This is a genomic window from Dyella sp. LX-66 (genome assembly GCF_018599165.1).
GTDB classification, from domain to species: domain Bacteria; phylum Pseudomonadota; class Gammaproteobacteria; order Xanthomonadales; family Rhodanobacteraceae; genus Dyella_D; species Dyella_D marensis.
This window is the reverse complement of sequence record NZ_JAHFVJ010000001.1, coordinates 102,993-120,500: the sequence shown is the minus strand read 5'-3', so window position 1 is coordinate 120,500 and position 17,508 is coordinate 102,993. Positions and strand designations below refer to the sequence as shown.

Annotated in this window: 17 protein-coding genes; 10 read left to right on the top strand and 7 right to left on the bottom strand. The window is 68.2% G+C overall.

Features of this window, described 5'->3' with window-relative positions:
- Positions 1 to 5 precede the first annotated feature (5 nt).
- A complete protein-coding gene (glpK, locus tag KK141_RS00620) occupies positions 6 to 1,505 on the top strand; it encodes a glycerol kinase GlpK (RefSeq protein ID WP_214569557.1) in 1,500 nt (499 codons plus the stop codon).
- 112 nt (positions 1,506 to 1,617) lie between these two features.
- Here glpK and KK141_RS00615 read toward each other — a convergent pair whose 3' ends face one another.
- The 7 genes from KK141_RS00615 to KK141_RS00585 all read right to left on the bottom strand — a co-directional run bounded on the left by KK141_RS00615 (position 1,618) and on the right by KK141_RS00585 (position 9,764).
- On the bottom strand, positions 1,618 to 2,883 hold the full coding sequence (locus KK141_RS00615) for an HDOD domain-containing protein (RefSeq protein WP_250901464.1): 1,266 nt from the start codon (positions 2,881 to 2,883) through the stop codon (positions 1,618 to 1,620).
- Between the two features lie 94 nt (positions 2,884 to 2,977).
- Positions 2,978 to 3,421 (bottom strand): flagellar protein FlgN, encoded by a 444-nt coding sequence (locus KK141_RS00610; RefSeq protein ID WP_214569556.1) that lies wholly within the window; start codon positions 3,419 to 3,421, stop codon positions 2,978 to 2,980.
- Positions 3,418 to 3,726, bottom strand: coding sequence for a flagellar biosynthesis anti-sigma factor FlgM (flgM, locus tag KK141_RS00605; RefSeq protein ID WP_214569555.1), 309 nt, complete (start codon positions 3,724 to 3,726; stop codon positions 3,418 to 3,420). The genes KK141_RS00610 and flgM overlap by 4 nt, the downstream gene beginning before the upstream one ends.
- An 85-nt stretch (positions 3,727 to 3,811) precedes the next feature.
- Positions 3,812 to 4,501 carry a flagellar basal body P-ring formation chaperone FlgA gene (gene flgA / locus KK141_RS00600; RefSeq protein ID WP_214569554.1) on the bottom strand — a complete coding sequence of 230 codons (690 nt, stop codon included), beginning with the start codon at positions 4,499 to 4,501 and terminating at the stop codon, positions 3,812 to 3,814.
- Positions 4,498 to 5,808 (bottom strand): methyl-accepting chemotaxis protein, encoded by a 1,311-nt coding sequence (locus KK141_RS23050; RefSeq protein ID WP_214569553.1) that lies wholly within the window; start codon positions 5,806 to 5,808, stop codon positions 4,498 to 4,500. The genes flgA and KK141_RS23050 overlap by 4 nt, the downstream gene beginning before the upstream one ends.
- Positions 5,809 to 5,984: 176 nt before the next feature.
- Complete coding sequence (locus KK141_RS23045) at positions 5,985 to 7,955, bottom strand: filamentous hemagglutinin N-terminal domain-containing protein (protein ID WP_214569552.1); 1,971 nt, start codon at positions 7,953 to 7,955, stop codon at positions 5,985 to 5,987.
- Positions 7,956 to 8,057: 102 nt separating this feature from the next.
- Positions 8,058 to 9,764 (bottom strand): ShlB/FhaC/HecB family hemolysin secretion/activation protein, encoded by a 1,707-nt coding sequence (locus KK141_RS00585; protein ID WP_214569551.1) that lies wholly within the window; start codon positions 9,762 to 9,764, stop codon positions 8,058 to 8,060.
- Between the two features lie 299 nt (positions 9,765 to 10,063).
- Between KK141_RS00585 and flgB the strand changes: the two genes are divergently transcribed.
- From flgB to flgJ, 9 genes are all read left to right on the top strand, one after another.
- Positions 10,064 to 10,462 (top strand): flagellar basal body rod protein FlgB, encoded by a 399-nt coding sequence (gene flgB, locus KK141_RS00580; protein WP_167256683.1) that lies wholly within the window; start codon positions 10,064 to 10,066, stop codon positions 10,460 to 10,462.
- Positions 10,462 to 10,881 carry a flagellar basal body rod protein FlgC gene (gene flgC, locus KK141_RS00575; protein WP_167256684.1) on the top strand — a complete coding sequence of 140 codons (420 nt, stop codon included), beginning with the start codon at positions 10,462 to 10,464 and terminating at the stop codon, positions 10,879 to 10,881. The genes flgB and flgC overlap by 1 nt, the downstream gene beginning before the upstream one ends.
- A 13-nt stretch (positions 10,882 to 10,894) precedes the next feature.
- Positions 10,895 to 11,548: a flagellar hook capping FlgD N-terminal domain-containing protein gene (locus tag KK141_RS00570; protein ID WP_214569550.1), complete on the top strand. Its 654-nt coding sequence runs from the start codon at positions 10,895 to 10,897 to the stop codon at positions 11,546 to 11,548.
- 64 nt (positions 11,549 to 11,612) lie between these two features.
- A complete protein-coding gene (gene flgE / locus KK141_RS00565) occupies positions 11,613 to 12,833 on the top strand; it encodes a flagellar hook protein FlgE (protein WP_214569549.1) in 1,221 nt (406 codons plus the stop codon).
- A gap of 68 nt (positions 12,834 to 12,901) precedes the next feature.
- Complete coding sequence (gene flgF, locus KK141_RS00560; RefSeq protein WP_167256687.1) at positions 12,902 to 13,642, top strand: flagellar basal-body rod protein FlgF; 741 nt, start codon at positions 12,902 to 12,904, stop codon at positions 13,640 to 13,642.
- A 43-nt stretch (positions 13,643 to 13,685) separates the two neighbouring features.
- A complete protein-coding gene (gene flgG / locus KK141_RS00555) occupies positions 13,686 to 14,471 on the top strand; it encodes a flagellar basal-body rod protein FlgG (RefSeq protein WP_214569548.1) in 786 nt (261 codons plus the stop codon).
- 8 nt (positions 14,472 to 14,479) lie between these two features.
- Entirely contained in the window at positions 14,480 to 15,166 is a 687-nt protein-coding gene (gene flgH / locus KK141_RS00550) for a flagellar basal body L-ring protein FlgH (RefSeq protein WP_214569547.1), read from the top strand.
- 224 nt (positions 15,167 to 15,390) lie between these two features.
- On the top strand, positions 15,391 to 16,494 hold the full coding sequence (locus KK141_RS00545; protein ID WP_214569546.1) for a flagellar basal body P-ring protein FlgI: 1,104 nt from the start codon (positions 15,391 to 15,393) through the stop codon (positions 16,492 to 16,494).
- A gap of 1 nt (position 16,495) precedes the next feature.
- Entirely contained in the window at positions 16,496 to 17,461 is a 966-nt protein-coding gene (gene flgJ, locus KK141_RS00540; RefSeq protein ID WP_214569545.1) for a flagellar assembly peptidoglycan hydrolase FlgJ, read from the top strand.
- Positions 17,462 to 17,508: the final 47 nt, after the last annotated feature.

Sequence of the window (17,508 nt, the reverse complement as noted above, 5' to 3'; positions counted from 1 at the left end):
GTTCCATGGACAAGACCTACATCCTGGCGATCGACCAGGGCACCACCAGCTCGCGCAGCATCCTGTTCGACCACGACGGTCATATCGTCGGCACCGCACAGCGCGAATTCCCGCAGGTGTTCCCGCAACCCGGCTGGGTGGAGCACAACCCGCGCGAGATCATGACCAGCGTGCTGGTGACCATGACCGAGGTGATCAACCAGGCCGGCGTGGACCCCGCACGCATCGCCGGTATCGGCATCACCAACCAGCGCGAGACCACGGTGGTGTGGGACAGGAGCAGCGGCCAGCCGATCCATAACGCCATCGTGTGGCAATCGCGCCAGACCGCCGCGATCTGCGAGCGGCTGAAGCAGGAAGGCTACGACGAGCTGGTGCGCGGCAAGACCGGACTGCTGATCGACGCGTATTTCGCCGGCACCAAGGTGCGCTGGATCCTCGACCACGTCGACGGCGCGCAGGAGCGCGCGGAACGCGGCGAGCTGCTGTTCGGCACCATCGACACGTGGCTGATCTGGAACCTCACCGGCGGCAAGGTCCACGTCACCGACTACACCAATGCCTCGCGCACGCTGATCTACGACATCTACCGGCGCCAGTGGGACGACGAGCTGCTGCAGATGCTGAACATTCCGCGCGCGATGCTGCCGGAAGTGAAGTCCTCCAGCGAGGTCTACGGCCAGACCTTGCCCAAGCATTTCTTCGGCCGCGAAGTGCCGATCGCCGGCATCGCCGGCGACCAGCAGGCCGCGCTGTTCGGCCAGGCCTGCTTCGAGCCGGGCCTGGCCAAGAACACCTACGGCACCGGCTGCTTCATGCTGATGAACACGGGCGAGAAAGCGGTGGCGTCGAAGAACGGTCTGCTCACCACCATCGCCTGGGGCGTCGACGGCAAGGTCGAATACGCACTCGAAGGCAGCATCTTCGTAGCCGGCTCGGTGATCCAGTGGCTGCGCGACGGCCTGCGCATGCTGGGCAAGGCCAGCGATTCGCAGGACTACGCCGAGCGCGCGCGCGACAGCGAAGGCGTGTACTTCGTGCCGGCCTTCGTCGGCCTGGGCGCGCCGTACTGGCGCAGCGACGTGCGCGGCGCGGTGTTCGGTCTGTCGCGCGGCACCACGAAAGAGCAGTTCATCCGCGCGGCGCTGGAATCGATGGCGTACCAGACGCGCGACGTGCTCGAAGCGATGCAGAGCGATTCCGGTATCGAGCTGAAGGAGCTGCGTGCCGACGGCGGCGCCATCGCCAACGATTTCATGGCGCAGTTCCAGGCCGACATTCTCGACGTCACGTTGCTGCGGCCGAAGGTGCAGGAAACCACGGCGCAGGGTGCGGCGTATCTGGCCGGGCTTGCCGTGGGTTTCTGGCAGAGCCGCGACGAGATCGCGCAGCGCTGGGCGGTGGACCGGGAGTTCAAGCCGTCGATGGCGCAGGAGAAGCGCGAGAAGCTCTACTGCGGCTGGAAGAAGGCGGTGCGGGCGACGATGGAGTTCACGCCGGACTGATGGTCACACCCGGCGCAGGTTGGGGTGAGCCGAAGGCGAACCCCAACAGGGCGCATGCGTAGCGGTGACGTTGGGGTTCGCTGCGCTCACCCCAACCTACGCTGCTCTAATTTCAATGCGGCTTCTGCTCCGCAAACGAATGCACATGGTCCGCCCAGCGGATCGCTTCCAGATACGCCGCCGCCATGCGCCGGATATGCTGCGGCGATGCTTCGCCCCCGCGCAGCTCGCCGGCTTCCCAGCGCTGCACCTGTTCCAGCAGCGGCGCGAACGGCCCCTGCTGTTCCAGCAGGGCGGCGCGGATGTCCGGCGCCAGCGGCAGATGCTGCAGCAGCAGTTCCATCGGCGCGCACATCAGGCTTTCCAGCAGCGAGAACAGGCCGGTGGTGAAGGCCATCTCGCGCTGCTCGCGCGACAGGTTCTGCGCCAGCTGCTCGCACATGTGGGCGCGGATCAGCGCGGCGCGCAGCAGTTCCGGCGGACGGTCGTCCATGCCGCTCAGCGCCATGGTGCTGATCCAGTTGCGCATGCGGGTGAGGCCGAAGAAGATCGCCGCCTGCTCCACCGACTTCAGCTGGCGCGGCAGCGCGAAATAAGCCGAGTTCACGCAGCCCAGCAGCTTGTAGCTGAGGATCACGTCGTTGCGGATGATCTGGCCCAGCTCCACCGGGCCGTTGCCGTCCTCGTCCAGCGCGCGCAGCAGGCGCAGCACGCTGAGGCGGTTGGCGGTGAGCACCGGCATGTCCACTTTCTCGGGACGCAGCAGATACGGCCCCTGGATGCCGGCGAACGGCAGCGCCATGCAGCGGTTGCAGGTGTCGTGGTCGTTCACGTGCCCGGCCACCACGTGCAGGCCGCGCGCGTGCAGCGCCTCGCAGCGTTCGCGCAGGGTGGCTTCGTCGAGGCGGCTGGCATCCAGGCGCACGTAGCGCGACAGGTCCAGCAACACGCGCAGTTCGTCCAGGTCGCCGGCTTCGCCGTCCAGGTCCAGCAGCAGCGCGCAGCCGCGCGTCGACAGCTGGCGCAGGCGCTCCAGCAGCAGCACGTCGTGGATGGCTTGCGGCGAAACGACCAGGCCGATGCGCGGATGGCGCAGCACCTGGTCGGCCTGTTCCAGCACCAGTTCGCGCGGCAGGCGCACGAACACGCGATTGCCGCGCGCCCACTGGGTGACCGAGCCGTCGATGATGGTGGAGAGCAGGCGGTGGCCGAGCGCGGCCTCGTCCTCGCCGTCTTCCTGCAGCAGCAGCTCGTACGCCATCAGCTGGCGGTCGCGGTCGAGCATCGGGATGCGCACCACCGGCAGCGGCGAGCTGGCGGCGGTGCCGGCCAGAGCGGCGGCGTGGGCTTGGGCGGCTTCTACAGCGATATCGGTCATGGAGAGGTCGGCCAGCGATGGACCTGCGCCGGGGCAGGGCCGTGGGGATTCGCCCGCCGCGTGCGGCAGGTCCGTCAGGTGGGGTGCTTCAAGGTCAGGCTTCCGCCAGCGACAGCGAGCGGTGATCGATGCGTAAGGTGCCGCCGGGGCCGTACACCCCCGACTCGGCGCCGCCGGTCAGTACCGCCAGGGCCTGGCGCACCTGGCGCAGGCGCTGCCCGACGATCTGGCCGTTGTTCCGGTTGGCGCGCTGGCAGTCGGCGAGTGCGGCCATCACGCCGTTCCAGGCCGCGCTCTGCGCGGGCGTGGAGGCGGCGATGGCGCGCGCCAGCTGCTGGCGCTCGGCATCCAGTTGTTCCAGGCGATCCAGTTGCGTCTGCTTGTCCTGCCCGGCGAGATGCAGCGCGTCCGCGTCGGCGCGCTCCAGCGCATCGCGCTCGGCGGCCAGCGCTTCGGTCAGCCGGGATGCGCTGTGGCGCATCTCGCCGAGCACGGCGTCGAAAGCGTCGCTCATCTCGTGGCGCAGGTCGGCGCTCATGGCTTGCCGCTGAGCTGGCCTTCCATGGAGATCAGGCCGTCGGCGATCTTGCCGGCGTCGACGCGGTAGCTGCCGTCGGCGATCGCCGCGCGGATCTGCTCCACGCGCTTGGTGTCGATGGCCGGAGCCTTGTCTCCCTGCGCGGCGGTGAGCGCGCGTGCCGACTCGGTGAGCTTCACGCTGTCGTCCGCCTTGGCCGCGGGAGCGGCCTCGGTCGCCGGCTGGCTGGCCTGGGCCTGGGCATTCTGGTTGCCCTTGGCCTGGGGAAGTACCGGCAATCCATTGGAGGTGATGGTGGTGTTCATGAGACGTTTCCTTGAGGGCTTGTCGACCCTTCAAACCGGTTATCGGCGGCGGGCAGGTGAACTTTAGCGGGGTCGGAAGGCGGGGTCATGGCAGGGCTTCCACCACGCCGGGGTCGCGCACCATGGCGTCTACGGTGCGGCCGGAGCTGTCGTTGCGCACGCGCAGGCGGGCGCCGGTGTCGCCGCCGCCCAGGGCCACGCCGGAGGCGCGCACCTCGATGCCGTCCACGCGGGCGATCAGCTGCACGCGGTCGCCCGCGCGCACGGTCTGGCGGCCGCCGAACGCGGCAGGCGCCAGCACTGCGCCGGCGCCCAGCGGGCGCGACAGCAGGCGGCCGGCGACCTGGTCCAGGCCGTCGATATAGCCGTAGCCCAGGCGGGTGACGTCGCGCTCCTCGCCACGCACGTCGGCGGCGGTGACGCCGTCGCCGCGCTGCAGCGGCTTGTTCGCCACCAGCACCGTACGGAACAGCTGCAGCTTCACCGGCACCTGCATGCGCCAGCCGGTGCTCGGACAGCGCACTTCCACACTCATGCGCGGCGCGGCGCGCGCGCCGTCGGGCAGGGCGGCCTGCCAGGGCTGGGCACAGGACGGCGGCTGCAGGCGCGTATCCGCCGGCTCCGCTGCGGCCACCACGCGGTTGCCCGGCTGATCGAAATGCTGGCGCAGCCATTGCTCGGCCACGCGCCGCGGTTCGTCCGCGGCGGCAGCCTGCGCCGCGCCCGCCGCCAGCAGCGGCAGGAGCAGCAGCAAGGGCTGCGCGCGGTGCTTCATGCCTCGGCTTGCGCCAGCAGCTGGCTGAGCTGCTGATGGATGGATTCGCGCTCGCGCTCGACCTGGTCGGACAGCTGCGCGGCCTGGGCGGTCTGGCCCTCGCCGAGCAGGCGCACGAAGTTGCCGGCATGGCCGGACAGGCGCTGCCCGGCTTCGAGCAGGGTGGCCGCGGCCGGGTGCTCGGCGCGCTGCGCGCCCAGGCGGGCCAGGGCGCGGTCGAAAGTGGCGGTGTCGAACCAGCGCCGGTCCAGCGCGGCCGGTTCGTGCAGGGCCAGCTCCATCGCCTGGCGCAGGCCCTGGATGGATTCGCGCAGGCTCAGGCTCAGGCTGGCCATCGAGGCCGTGTCGGCGTGATCCAGCCAGCCCAGGCACAGCCGGTGCGACAGCACGGCGGCGCGGTCCAGCGATTCGGCCTGGCGGATCGCCTCCATGCTGCGCCGCTGCAGCGCGCCCAGGGTGGCCTGGGCCGCGGCGATGCGCGCGTTCTGCGCATCGCAGCCCTGCTGCGAGCCCTGCACGCGTGCGGCGATGGCGCGCAGCGCCTCGCCTTCGCGTTCCAGGGTGCCGGCGGTATGGCCGGCGCGGTCCTGCGCGCGCTCCAGGCGCTGCACGCCCTGGCGCACGTCGCCGTCGAGCTGCTGCGAGAACTCGCCGATGGACGCGGTCACCGCCTCGATCTGATCGGTGGCCTGGGTAGTTTTTTCCGCCAGTTGCTTCACTTCGTCGGCGACGATGGCGAAGCCGCGGCCGGCTTCGCCCGCACGCGCCGCCTCGATGGCGGCGTTGAGCGCGACCAGGTTGGTCTGGTGCGCGACCTCTTGCACGGTGGAAGTGAGCTTGCGGATCTGCGCGACTTGCTCGGCCAGCTTGCTCTGGTTGCGGTTCATCGCCGACAGCGCGCTGCGCAGCAGGCGCAGCTGGCCATCGAGTTCGGTGACGGTCTCGGCGCCCTGGCGGTTGTGCGCGGTGGCCTGCGCCAGCTCGCCGGCGGCCTGCTGCAGGGATGTCGAGATCCCGGCGCCTTGCTCCGTCAAGCGGCCGACGCTGTCGCGCGCCTCGCCGGTGGCCTGGTGCAGGGACTCCTGCGCCCGCAGCACGGTCTGCGCGGTACCCATCACCAGGCTTTGCTGTTCCACCGACTGCAGCGCGATGGCGGCCGGCTCGCGCGGCGCGATGCGCGCCAGCAGCGGGGCGAGGGCCTCGGCCAGGCGGGGATGGCGGCGCGCGAGCTGCCCGGCCCGGTCGGTGTCGCCGGCAGCGGCGGCTTGGGCAAGGTCGGCGATGGCTTTGGCCGGGATGAGGCTCATGGATAAGGTGTTCCTTGGGTCTACGCGTCTGCGTAGAGATCGTCTGGATGTGGCGGAACTTGAGGAAGCAAGGGGTGTGCCATAGGGTCCGCACGCAAAAACGGCCGGAGCTTGCGCTCCGGCCGTTCGCCAGGCTTCACGGTGGCTGATCGCCGATCAGCCGCCGCTTTTCTCACTTAGCGCCAGCGCGGTCCCCGCACCCCGTAGGAAGCCATCGGGCGGTACGGCGAGAACACCGGCTGCGGGCGGAAGAACGACGGCATCCACGGCGCGAAACCGTAGGACGGGGCGTTCCAGCCCACATAGCCATAGGACGGGCGATACCACGGCGAGTAGCCGTACGAACCGAGGCTCCAGGGGGCGAAGCCGTAGGACGGGTAGTTGAAAAGCGCGTCCAGCAGCTGGCCCAGGTCGTAGGAAGGCACCGGGTCGGTGGCCGGCTTGGGCTGTTCGACCGGCTTGTCGACGGGCTTGTCCACCGGCGGCTGGGCGGGCTTGTCGACGGGCTTGTCCACCGGCGGCTGGGCCGGCTTGTCGACGGGCTTGTCGATCGGCGGCTGGGCGGGCTTGTCGACGGGCTTGTCGATCGGCGGCTGAGCGGGCTTGTCGACCGGCTTGTTCACCGGCGGCTCGACGGGCTTGTCGACCGGCTTGTCCACCGGCGGCTCGATCGGCTTGTCGACCGGCTTGTCCACCGGCGGCTCGACGGGCTTGTCGACCGGCTTGTCCACGGGCGGCTCGATCGGCTTGTCGACCGGCTTGTCCACGGGCGGCTCGATCGGCTTGTCGACCGGCTTGTCCACCGGCGGCTCGATGGGCTTGTCGACGGGCTTGTCCACCGGCGGCTCGACGGGCTTGTCGACGGGTTTGTCCACCGGCGGCTCGACGGGCTTGTCGACGGGCTTGTCCACCGGCGGCTCGACGGGTTTGTCGACCGGCTTGTCTACCGGCGGCTCGACCGGCTTATCAACCGGCGGTTCAACCGCCGGCGTCACCGGCGGACGCGTCGCGAATGTTCCGTTGCCATCGCTTACCGAGGAGCCGGAGCCGATCATGTTGCCGTTGTCGTCGGTAGCGAGGCCGCCGTTCGCGGCAATCACCTGGCCCGTGCGCTTGTTGCCGAAGTTGGTGAGCGTCACCGTGCCCTTCGCCGCCGAGGTCGTGCCGCCCTGGCCGTCGAACGTGGCGGAATAGCCAGGCTGCAGGGAGGCCAGGGCGATATTGCCGCTGTCCGCCGAGATCGAGCCGGCGTTGAACACATGCGTGCCGGCGTCGATGCTCACTCCGCCGCCAGACTGGATCGTGCCGCCCTTGACGATGTTCACCATGTCGCCACTGGCCACGCTGACCGAGTCCGCGCCCTTGATGGTGCCGGCCACGTTCACGCCGACGCCCTTCTCGGTGCCGACCATGCGGATGGCATTGGCATACATGCCGCCCAGGTTGCTGACATCCAGCGCCAGCTTCGGCGCTGCGCCTTCGCCGGCGATCGCCTTGGTCACCACGGAATTGCCATTGCTGGCATAAGCGATCTGGTTGGCGCCGGTCACCACGCGCAGCTGCTGGGCCTTCAGCTCGGCATTCAGCACGACGCTGCGCGCCATCAGGTCGGCCATCTCCACGCCGCTGGCGTCGATGCCCTTGCCCGTCACATTGATCACGCCCTTGGCGACGCTGAGCGCGGACACGGCGCCGCTGGCGTCGAACTGCGGCGTGCCGGTGGCGAGCGTGACGCGCGAGGCATTGATGAAGCTGGCGCCGTCCGCGTTGATGCCATTGGGATTGGCCACGATCAGGGCAGCTTTCTGGCCGGCGATTTCCAGTGCGCCGTTCAATTGCGACGGCGCGCCGCCGGTGACCTCGTTGATGATGAGCTTGGCCGCGCCATTGGCGAGATTGCCGTTGCCGGCGATCTGCCCGGCCAACTGCGAAGCCACGGCGGTGCCACTGTTGTTCAGCACCATGCCCTGCGCGCCGACATCGAACTGGTTGAACTGGTTGTGCGATACGCCCGCGGCGTTCGGGGCGGCGATCTGCACGACCGGCACATTGCCGCCGGCGGCTGCCATGGAGCTGAGCGGCAAGGCCAGCGCCAGCGCAGCGTAGAGCTCCCGCTGATGCAGGACTTTCTTGCTTGATTTCGACATATGCATGCCTTGTGGATGAAATACCCCCTTAGAGCCGGCGGTCATCCCTGGCCTGCCGGAATGCCTTGCCAGTCCTTGCGACTGGCCGGGAACGGACGGAAATCAGAATCGCGCGGTCATCCGCAGCGACACGTTGAAGCCCCCGTCCGGGATCCCCTTGGGTTTGTCGAGGATGCGGCCGACCGACACGTCGTAACCGAAGCGCGCCACCTGCCCGCGCAAGCCGAGGCTGACGCTGCCGAAGCGCTGGGCGCCCTTGCCGGCCAGCGAGGGGCCGCTGAGCCGCGCGGCATCCACGCCCAGATACGGATTGCCCAGCTTGCCGCCGCTGTTCCACACCACGTCGTTGTGCGCGATCCAGCCGTTCTCGCCGGTGAATACATAGCGTCCGTCGAAGCCGCGCACGGCGTAGCGGCTGCTGATCGAGAGGTTTTCGGTCCACGGCAACGGGGTGAACGCGTGCTGGCCGGACAGCGTGCCCTGGTAGGTGAAGCTCTCGCCGCCCACGCTGAAGGGCGCGTTCACCACCAGGCTGGCGGTGCCCAGGCGATAGCTGCCATTCCAGCGGTCGCGGCCGATCACCGCGCCGGGATAGGCCGACCAGCCCGGGATGCTGCCGCGCAGGCCCAGGTTCGCCTGCAGCGAAGCCGTGCCGATGTAACGCAGGTATTCGAAGCTCACCCCGTAGCCGGTGATGTCGTGCCGCTGCACATCCAGCCGCGTGTCGGCCAGCTTGCTGGAATCGATCCTGCGATTGAGCTGCAGCTTGACCGTGCTGCGGCTGCGCGAAGTGCGCGCGATCACGCGGTCCACGCCCAGCTGCACCAGGCGCGACTTGCTGGTGTAGGGAAAGCTTCCGTAGGGCGGCACGGAGAGCGTGGAACGGGATGCCGAGCCGCTGGCGGCAAGGGAGACATTCCAGTAGCCGACCGGCATCGACCAGTTCAGGCCCAGTCCGCGCGACATCTGCTCGCGGTTGCTCACGTTCAAGTTATTGCTGTACGTCAGCAGCAACAGGTCGTCGCGGCCCAGCGGGGCATCCAGGATGCCGATCAGGCCGACCTGGTTCTGGCCGGTGGCATCCTGGCCGCCGTTGTCGGCGGTAAGCACCGCGTGCCAGCGCCCCTTGCCGGCTTTGCGGTCGACGGTGATGTCGCTGGTGCCGACCTCGGCGCCGGGCGACAGGGTAAAGGACGCGCCGGCCTGGCCGGGTACGCGGCGGATATTTTCCAGGGCCTGGTCCAGGTCGCGCAGATTCAGCACGTCGCCTTCGCGGAACGGAAAGGCATTGCGTGCGTGCAGCGGCTGCCCGGTGGCCTTGTCGAGCAGCTTGCCGACGCGGCCGGGAATCACCTGGATGAAGAGCCGGCCTTCCGCCTGTTCGTCCTGCTGGATATGCACGGTGCTGGTGACATAGCCGCGTTCGATCAGCTGGCCGGTGAGATAGCGCTGCAGCTCCTGCCGCCCCTGCGCGCCCAGGCACATGCCGCGCGGGGAAACGGTTTTCGGCAGCCACGGAAAGGGCAGGATCCCGCTCCAGCCCACGTCGGTCACGGCGGCGCAGGGCGTTTCGTTCGGGGGCGCAAACACCGTGCGCTTCTTTGCGGCCGCATCCGGGAGTACACGGCTCTTCTGCTCCACCGCCTGCCGCGCGCTGTCCATTTCCCGGTGCAGGCGCCGCTCCACTTCACGTCCGTCCTGCGGTGGCAGCGCGGTCTGTGCATGCATGGTTGTGGTGTGGGCCATGCCGCAGGCGATGGCCAGCGCAAGACTGGGATACCGGAAGTTCGTGCCGCGAAGGATCTTCACGTCCAGAGCTGTCGAGGGGCGGGGAGTCCTTGGCGGCACGATTCTCGATCCTGTGTCGATTCTTAAAGAGCGACGGATTCTCCGGGGGCGATGGGATGGGGGCGTCCGGATTTTTCCAATAAGGGCTTGTGCGCCGGTGCATGGCCCGGGTGCGATCCGTGCGGCGTCGGATTTCCGACACGCGCGCGGCGCGATGCCGGGCGAATAGCCGCCAGCCCTTGCGGCACAAGGGTTTTCCGGCCATGGCATGCGTTTTGCTCCGATCCTTCCGCGGACTTTCCGCGCGGAGGCTTCAGGCCATGAGCCAGATCAACGACAAGCTGTTCGGCATCCATACCCAGGCGCTCGGCCTGTGGCAGAAGCGTGCGGAAGTGCTGGCGGGGAATCTGGCGAATGCGGATACGCCGGACTACAAGGCGCGCGACGTGGATTTCCGCCAGGCGCTGATGAGCGCGGGCGGCGACGGCAAGCTGCCGCTGGCGGCGACGGAATCCGGACACATCGATCCGGCAAGTCAGGCGAACGAGCAGCTCGCCTATCGCGTGCCGCTGCAGCCCACGATGGACGGCAACACCGTCGACACGCAGGTGGAGCAGGCGAACTTCGCCGCCAACAGCGTGCACTACCAGGCCAGCCTGTCCTTCATCACCGCGCAGATCCACATGCTGCGCACGGCCATCACCGGAGGGCAGAGCTGATGTCCCTGTTCAAGATCTTCGACGTGGCCGGCTCCGGCATGGCCGCGCAGTCGCTGCGGCTCAATACCGTGGCCAGCAATATCGCCAATGCCGACAGCGTCGCCGGTTCGCCGGAAGCGGCATACCGCGCCAAGGAACCGTTGTTCGCCACCGTGCAGCGCAATCTCGCCGCCAAGGAGCAGGAGGGCGCGCAGGGCGTGCAGGTGCTCGGTGTCACCGAGAGCCAGGCCGCGGTGGAAAGCCGCTACGAGCCGGGCAATCCGCTCGCCGACGGCGACGGCTACGTCTACGCCAGCAACGTCAATCCGGTGGACGAGCTGGTCAACATGATTTCCGCCTCGCGTTCGTACCAGAACAACGTCGAGGTGATGAACAGCACGCGTCAGCTCATGCAGAAGACGCTGGACCTGGGCAAGTAAGCGGAACCCCGACATGGCCGATATCGCGATCAATAACACCACCGGCTCTTCCGCCTCGCAGGCGGTCAAGAAGAGCAATGGCAGCACCTTGAGCCAGGCCGATTTCCTCAGCCTGCTCACCCAGCAGATGCGCAACCAGGACCCGACCCAGCCGATGGATTCATCGCAGATGGTCAGCCAGCTTGCGCAGATCGCGCAGGTCTCGGCCACGCAGTCGCTGCAGACCTCGTTCGACACGCTGAGCACCGCGCTGCAGGGCAACCAGCTGCTGCAGGCCAGCGACCTGGTGGGGCGCACCGTCACGGTGCCGTCCAACGCGGCCAAGCTCGAAGGCACGGCGGGCGTCGACGGCGCGATCAATGTCGGCGATGCCGGCCAGACCGCCTCGGTGCAGATCGTCGATACCGCCGGCAACGTGGTGCGCACCATCGACCTGGGCAAGCCCGACGTGGGCCTAGCGGATTTCCATTGGGACGGCAAGGACGAGAACGGCCAGCCGCTGCCGAACGGCACCTACGGCATCAAGGCGCAGGTGGGCACCACCGCGGTGCAGGCCTATGTGAGCGGCAAGGTCGACAGCGTCGGCATGGCCGGCGAGCAGGGGGCGTATCTGCAGGTCGCCGGCTTCGGCGGCGTGCTGCTGGGCCAGGTCGCGCGCATCGATTGACATCGATTGACATATCGGGGGGCCGGGCGGCCCCGCACACACAGTCTCCACAGGGGAGCACAGCATGGCATTCAACATCGCACTGAGCGGCTTGAAGGCGGCCTCTTCGGATCTCGAAGTCACCGCCAACAATATCGCCAATACCTCCACCACCGGCTTCAAGGGTTCGCGCGCGGAATTCGCCGAGCTCTACAGCGTGGCCGGCAAGAACCTGAGCGCGACCCAGGTCGGCAGCGGCGTGCGCCTGACCAACGTGGCGCAGCAGTTCACCGCAGGCAACGTGGAGAACACCAACAACGCGCTGGACTTCGCCATCAGCGGCGACGGCTTCTTCACCCTGAAGGACGGCAAGGGCCTGTCCTACACGCGCGCCGGCGCGTTCCGCCAGGACGCCAACGGCTATGTGGTGAACAGCGCCGGGCAGAACCTGCAGGTGTTCCCGGCCAACAACGCCGGCGGCTTCGACACCAGCACCATGACCGACCTGCGCCTGATCACTTCGCAGAACGCGGCCAAGGCCACCGGCAGCGTGCAGTTGGCGCTGAACCTGCCGTCGGATGCCACGCCGCCGGCCAAGGCCTTCGATCCGAAGGACGCCACCAGCTACAACCAGGCCACGCCGTTCACTGCCTACGATTCGCTTGGCGCCACGCATAACGGCACCGTGTACTTCGTGCGCAACGCCACCGCCAACACCTGGGACGCGCACCTGTTCATCGACGGCAAGGACACCGGCGCCACCCAGCAGCTGAGCTTCACCAGCACCGGCGCGCTGGCCACGCCGGCCGGCGGCAAGCTGACCTTCCCGGCGATCAGCGCCAGCCCGGGCTCCGACCCGATGGCGATCACCCTGGACGTGACCAAGGCCACCCAGTTCGGCAACAACTATGCGGTGACCTCGATCAGCCAGGACGGTTATCCCACCGGCACGCTGTCGAGCATCGACGTGTCCAGCGACGGCGTGGTGCAGGCCAAGTTCTCCAACGGCCAGTCGCAGTCGCTCGGCCAGCTGGCGCTGGCGAACTTCGCCAACCCGCAGGGTCTGCGCCAGATGGACAACACCAACTGGGCCGCCTCGTACGACTCCGGCACGCCGGTGATGGGCGCGGCCGGCAGCGGCAACTTCGGCAATGTGCAGTCCGGCGCGCTGGAAGCGTCCAACACCGCCGACCTCACCGCGCAGCTGGTGAACATGATCAAGGCGCAGCGCAACTACCAGGCGAATGCGCAGGTGATCTCCACCGACGACAAGCTCACCCAGACCATCATCAACATCCGCAATTGATGAAGCGCACGGACGGGGCGCGACCCAAGCGCGCTCCGTCCCTTATTCACTGATCCGCGAGAAACGCCATGGACCGTTCCGTCTATGTAGCCATGACCGGCGCGACGCAGATGATGCGTGCGCAGACCGAGGTGGCGCACAACCTGGCCAATGCCGACACCGTCGGTTTCAAGGCGCAGATGTCGGCGTTCAAGCCGCTGCCCGTGCAGGGCCAGGGCATGAACTCGCGCATCAACGGCGTGGCGCAGGGTATCGGCCTGGACATGCACGCCGGTGCGCAGATGGACACCGGCCGCCCGCTCGACGTGGCGGTGCAGGGCGACGGCTGGATGGCGGTGCAGGGCGCCGACGGCGGCGAAGGCTATACGCGCGCCGGCCAGCTGCAGCTCACCGCCGACGGCCTGCTCACCGACGCGCGCGGCAATCCGGTGCTGGGCGACGGCGGCCCGATCACCGTGCCGGACGCCACCCAGGTCAGCATCGGCGCCGACGGCACCATCTCGGTGGTGCCGAAGGGGCAGGGGCCGGACACGTCCTCGGTGATCGGCAAGCTGAAGCTGGTCAATCCCGCGGCCGATCAATTGCAGCAGGGCGACGACGGCCTGATGCACCTGGCCAATGGCGGCACCGCGCAGGCCGATCCGGCGGTGACGGTGAAGGCCGGCGCGCTGGAATCGAGCAATGTGAATCCGTCGCAGACGCTGGTGCAGATGATCCAGTTGTCGCGCCAGTACGAACTGCAGGTGCGTTCGATCCGCACCGCCGACGACAACGCGCAGTCGGCCACGCGCCTGCTGCAAGTGGGCTGATTTTTTTCCTGCAAGCGGCACGCGCCGCGCGGAGAGCGAAGCAATGTTTTCTTCCCTGTGGGTCGCCAAGACCGGTCTCGATGCGCAGCAGACGCGCATGGACGTGATCTCCAACAACCTGGCCAATGCCAACACCACCGGCTTCAAGAGCTCGCGCGCCTCGTTTCAGGACCTGATGTACCAGAACGTGCGCCAGCCCGGCGGCCAGACCACCGAGCAGACGCAGTCGCCGTCCGGCCTGATGCTGGGCACCGGCGTGCGCGTGGTGGGCAGCGAGAAGCTGTTCACCCAGGGCAATCCGCAGCAGACCGGCAATGCGCTGGACCTGGCCATCCAGGGCCGCGGCTTCCTGCAGGTGACCCAGCCCGACGGCACCGTGGCGTACACGCGCGACGGCTCGCTGCACCTGGACCAGAACGGCCAGCTGGTCACCGCGTCGGGCTACCAGCTCGATCCGGCCATCGTGATTCCGCAGAACGCGCAGAGCGTGACCATCGGCACCGACGGCACGGTCAGCGCCACCCTGCCGGGCCAGGCCGCGCCGCAGACCATCGGCACGGTGCAGCTGGCCGACTTCATCAATCCCGCCGGCCTGCAGCCGAGCGGCGACAACCTCTATCTGGAAACCGCCTCCAGCGGCGCGCCGCAGATTGGCCAGCCCGGCCTCAACGGCCTGGGCACGGTCACGCAAGGTTCGCTGGAAAGCTCGAACGTCAACGTGGTCGAGCAGATGGTGGACATGATCGAAACGCAGCGCACCTACGAGATGAATTCCAAGGCGATCTCCGCCGCGGATTCGATGCTGCAGTTCCTCACCAACAAGACTTGAGCAAGGCTATGTCGAACTTCCGCCACCTGCGCCTGTGCGGCGCGCTCATCGTCCTGGCCCAGCTTGCCGGCTGCGCCATGCCCGCGCCGCGCGGCGACGATGCCGCCTGGGCCGCCACGCCGCCGCAGGAACCGGTGGCGCCGCCGGCCGCGGATGGCTCGATCTATCACGAAGCGCAGAACATGGAGCTGTTCAACGACCCGCGCGCGCACCGCGTGGGCGACATCCTCACCGTCTCGCTGGTGGAGAGCACGCAGGCCAGCAAGAAGGCCTCGACCAGCACCAGCAAGAAGGACAAGAGCAATCTCGCCGCGCCCACCATCCTGGGCCGCCCGGTCAGCATCGGCGGCACCGACGTGAGCTTCGGCACCAGCGGCGACCGCAGTTTCGATGGCAGCGGCAACAGCAGCCAGAGCAACCAGCTTACGGGTTCGATCACGGTGACCGTGGCGCAGCGGCTGTCCAACGGCAATCTGCTGGTGCGCGGTGAGAAGTGGCTGACGATCAACCAGGGCCAGGAGCTGGTGCGTATCTCCGGCATCGTGCGGCCGCAGGACATCGGGCAGGACAACAGCGTGCCGTCGACGCGCGTGGCGGATGCGCGCATTGGCTATACCGGGCGCGGCACCTTGGCGGATGCGAATACGCAGGGGTGGCTGTCGCGGTTCTTCAGCTCGAAATGGATGCCGTTCTGATGAATACGAAGACGCGCTTTTCCCCCTCTCCCCCGTACACAAAATTTGTAAACGGGGGAGAGGGCTGGGGTGAGGGGCGGGTGCTCGCGACTGCATTGATCGGTGCCAGGCGTTCGCGTAAGGGGCTTGAGCAAGCCTTCGATGTTTCGCTCCGCCCGGCCCCTCACCCCAACCCTCTCCCCGGAGGGGAGAGGGGGCTGGTCTCTAGGCCTTGGTTAGTTCGTATGCGCTCACGCGTCGTTCTTTTCTTTTCGCTGCTGCTGTGCGTCGCTTCGGTACACGCCGACAAGATCCGCGATCTCGCCCAAGTGGCCGGCGTGCGCACCAACCAGCTCATCGGCTACGGCCTGGTAGTCGGCCTCGACGGCAGCGGCGACCAGACCACCCAGGCTCCATTCACCACGCAGAGCCTGGAAAACATGCTGCAGCAGTTCGGCATCACGGTGCCGGCGAATGTGCGGCCGCAGCTGAAGAATGCGGCGGCGGTGACGGTGACGGCGCAGCTGCCGCCGTTCGCCAAGCCGGGGCAGGCGATCGACGTGACGGTGGCTTCGATCGGCAATGCCAAGAGCATCCGCGGCGGCGAGCTGCTGATGACGCCGCTGCGCGGCGCCGACGGCAATGTGTACGCGATGGCTCAGGGCAGCGTGGTGGTCGGCGGCATCAGCGCGCAGGGCAAGAGCGGTTCCAGCGTGCAGGTGAATATCTCGGCCAGCGGCCGCGTGCCGAACGGTGCGACGGTGGAGCGCAGCGTGGCGTCCTCGTTCGGGCAGGGCGGCGACCTGGTGCTCAATCTCAATACGCCGGACTTCACCACCGCCGCGCGCGTCGCCGAAGCGGTGAATCGTGCTTATGGCGCGGGCACCGCGCAGGCGGTGGACGGCGGTTCGGTGGCGGTGCGCGGGCCGGCCGATCCGGCCCAGCGCGTGTCCTGGCTGGGCATGATCCAGTCGCTGGACGTGCAGCCCGGCGATGCGCCGGCGCGCGTGGTGGTCAATTCGCGCACCGGCACAGTGGTGATCGGTTCGGACGTGAAAGTCACCGCCGCCGCGGTGGCGCACGGTTCCATCCAGGTCACCATCAGCGAGCAGCCGCAGGTCAGCCAGCCGGCGCCGTTCAGCCGCGGCGGCCAGACCGTGGTGGTGCCCAGCAGCAGCGTGCAGGTCAGCGAGGACGGCGCGCATATGTTCAAGTTCGGTCCCGGCGCCAGCCTGGACACGATCGTGCGCGCGGTGAACCAGGTGGGCGCTTCGCCGACCGACCTGATCTCGATTCTGCAGGCGTTGAAGCAGGCCGGCGCGCTGCGTGCCGAACTGGTGGTGATCTGAGATGGCCGTCGGCGACGGTGGCATCATCGGCGCGGCCAACGGCGCGCTCAATACCTGGACGGAGCTGTCGGGCTTCCAGCAGCTGCGCGCGCAGGCGGCCGGCGACGGCAAGTCGGCGCTGCCGCAAGTCGCCAAGCAGTTCGAAGCGATCTTTACCCAGATGATGCTGAAGTCGATGCGCGAAGCCAGCCCCGGCGGCGGCATCGGCGACAGCGAGCAGGGCAATGCCTATCGCGATCTGTTCGATCACCAGTTGTCGCTGAGCCTGTCCAACGGCGGCCATGGCCTGGGCATCGCGCAGATGCTGATGCGCCAGCTCGGCGGCAAGGATAGCGGCGGTGCCGATGCCTCCGCCGATGCCGCATCGAGCTGGCAAAGCACGCTGGACCAGCTCGCGCACGGCGCCAGCAAGGTCGCCGGCAAGGTGGCCGCATGGATGCCCGGCACCGGCGACGCGGTGAACTTCGTGCAGGCGCTGGCGCCGCATGCGGAGGCCGCGGCCAAGAAGCTCGGCGTGTCGGTGCGCGCGCTGCTGGCCCAGGCCGCGCTGGAAACCGGCTGGGGCAAGCATCTGCCCTCGCACCACGACGGCAGCAGCAGCAACAACCTGTTCGGCATGAAGGCCGGGCGCAGCTGGGACGGCGACAAGGTCAGCGTGCCCACGCTGGAATACGAAGACGGCGTGGCGGTGCGCAAGCGCGACCAGTTCCGCGCCTATGGCAACCCGGGCGATTCGTTTTCCGACTACGCCGACGTGCTGGCCAACAACCCGCGTTATGCCGGCGCCATCGGCAAGGGCGAGGACATCAAGGGCTTCGCCAAGGCGCTGGCGCACGGCGGCTATGCCACCGACCCGGCCTACGCGGCCAAGCTCGAGGCGATCGCCAACAGCCCGGAAATGCGCAAGGGGCTGGATGCGCTCGCCGCGCTCAAGTCGGGCGACGCTTTGCCGTCACAGTCGCCATGACGTGCTCCCCATTCCCTATGACACGTACCGCTACAAGGACCGCCCAC

What these genes read in the sequence shown, in the direction of transcription:
- flgB (WP_167256683.1), top strand. Translation starts at nt 10,064, where the DNA reads ATGAGCCAGATCAACGACAAGCTGTTCGGCATCCATACCCAGGCGCTC.
- glpK (WP_214569557.1), top strand. Translation starts at nt 6, where the DNA reads ATGGACAAGACCTACATCCTGGCGATCGACCAGGGCACCACCAGCTCG.
- KK141_RS00610 (WP_214569556.1), bottom strand. Translation starts at nt 3,421, where the DNA reads ATGAGCGCCGACCTGCGCCACGAGATGAGCGACGCTTTCGACGCCGTG.
- KK141_RS23045 (WP_214569552.1), bottom strand. Translation starts at nt 7,955, where the DNA reads ATGTCGAAATCAAGCAAGAAAGTCCTGCATCAGCGGGAGCTCTACGCT.
- flgG (WP_214569548.1), top strand. Translation starts at nt 13,686, where the DNA reads ATGTTTTCTTCCCTGTGGGTCGCCAAGACCGGTCTCGATGCGCAGCAG.
- flgJ (WP_214569545.1), top strand. Translation starts at nt 16,496, where the DNA reads ATGGCCGTCGGCGACGGTGGCATCATCGGCGCGGCCAACGGCGCGCTC.
- KK141_RS23050 (WP_214569553.1), bottom strand. Translation starts at nt 5,808, where the DNA reads ATGAGCCTCATCCCGGCCAAAGCCATCGCCGACCTTGCCCAAGCCGCC.
- KK141_RS00570 (WP_214569550.1), top strand. Translation starts at nt 10,895, where the DNA reads ATGGCCGATATCGCGATCAATAACACCACCGGCTCTTCCGCCTCGCAG.
- flgH (WP_214569547.1), top strand. Translation starts at nt 14,480, where the DNA reads ATGTCGAACTTCCGCCACCTGCGCCTGTGCGGCGCGCTCATCGTCCTG.
- KK141_RS00545 (WP_214569546.1), top strand. Translation starts at nt 15,391, where the DNA reads ATGCGCTCACGCGTCGTTCTTTTCTTTTCGCTGCTGCTGTGCGTCGCT.
- flgM (WP_214569555.1), bottom strand. Translation starts at nt 3,726, where the DNA reads ATGAACACCACCATCACCTCCAATGGATTGCCGGTACTTCCCCAGGCC.
- flgC (WP_167256684.1), top strand. Translation starts at nt 10,462, where the DNA reads ATGTCCCTGTTCAAGATCTTCGACGTGGCCGGCTCCGGCATGGCCGCG.
- flgA (WP_214569554.1), bottom strand. Translation starts at nt 4,501, where the DNA reads ATGAAGCACCGCGCGCAGCCCTTGCTGCTGCTCCTGCCGCTGCTGGCG.
- flgF (WP_167256687.1), top strand. Translation starts at nt 12,902, where the DNA reads ATGGACCGTTCCGTCTATGTAGCCATGACCGGCGCGACGCAGATGATG.
- KK141_RS00615 (WP_250901464.1), bottom strand. Translation starts at nt 2,883, where the DNA reads ATGACCGATATCGCTGTAGAAGCCGCCCAAGCCCACGCCGCCGCTCTG.
- flgE (WP_214569549.1), top strand. Translation starts at nt 11,613, where the DNA reads ATGGCATTCAACATCGCACTGAGCGGCTTGAAGGCGGCCTCTTCGGAT.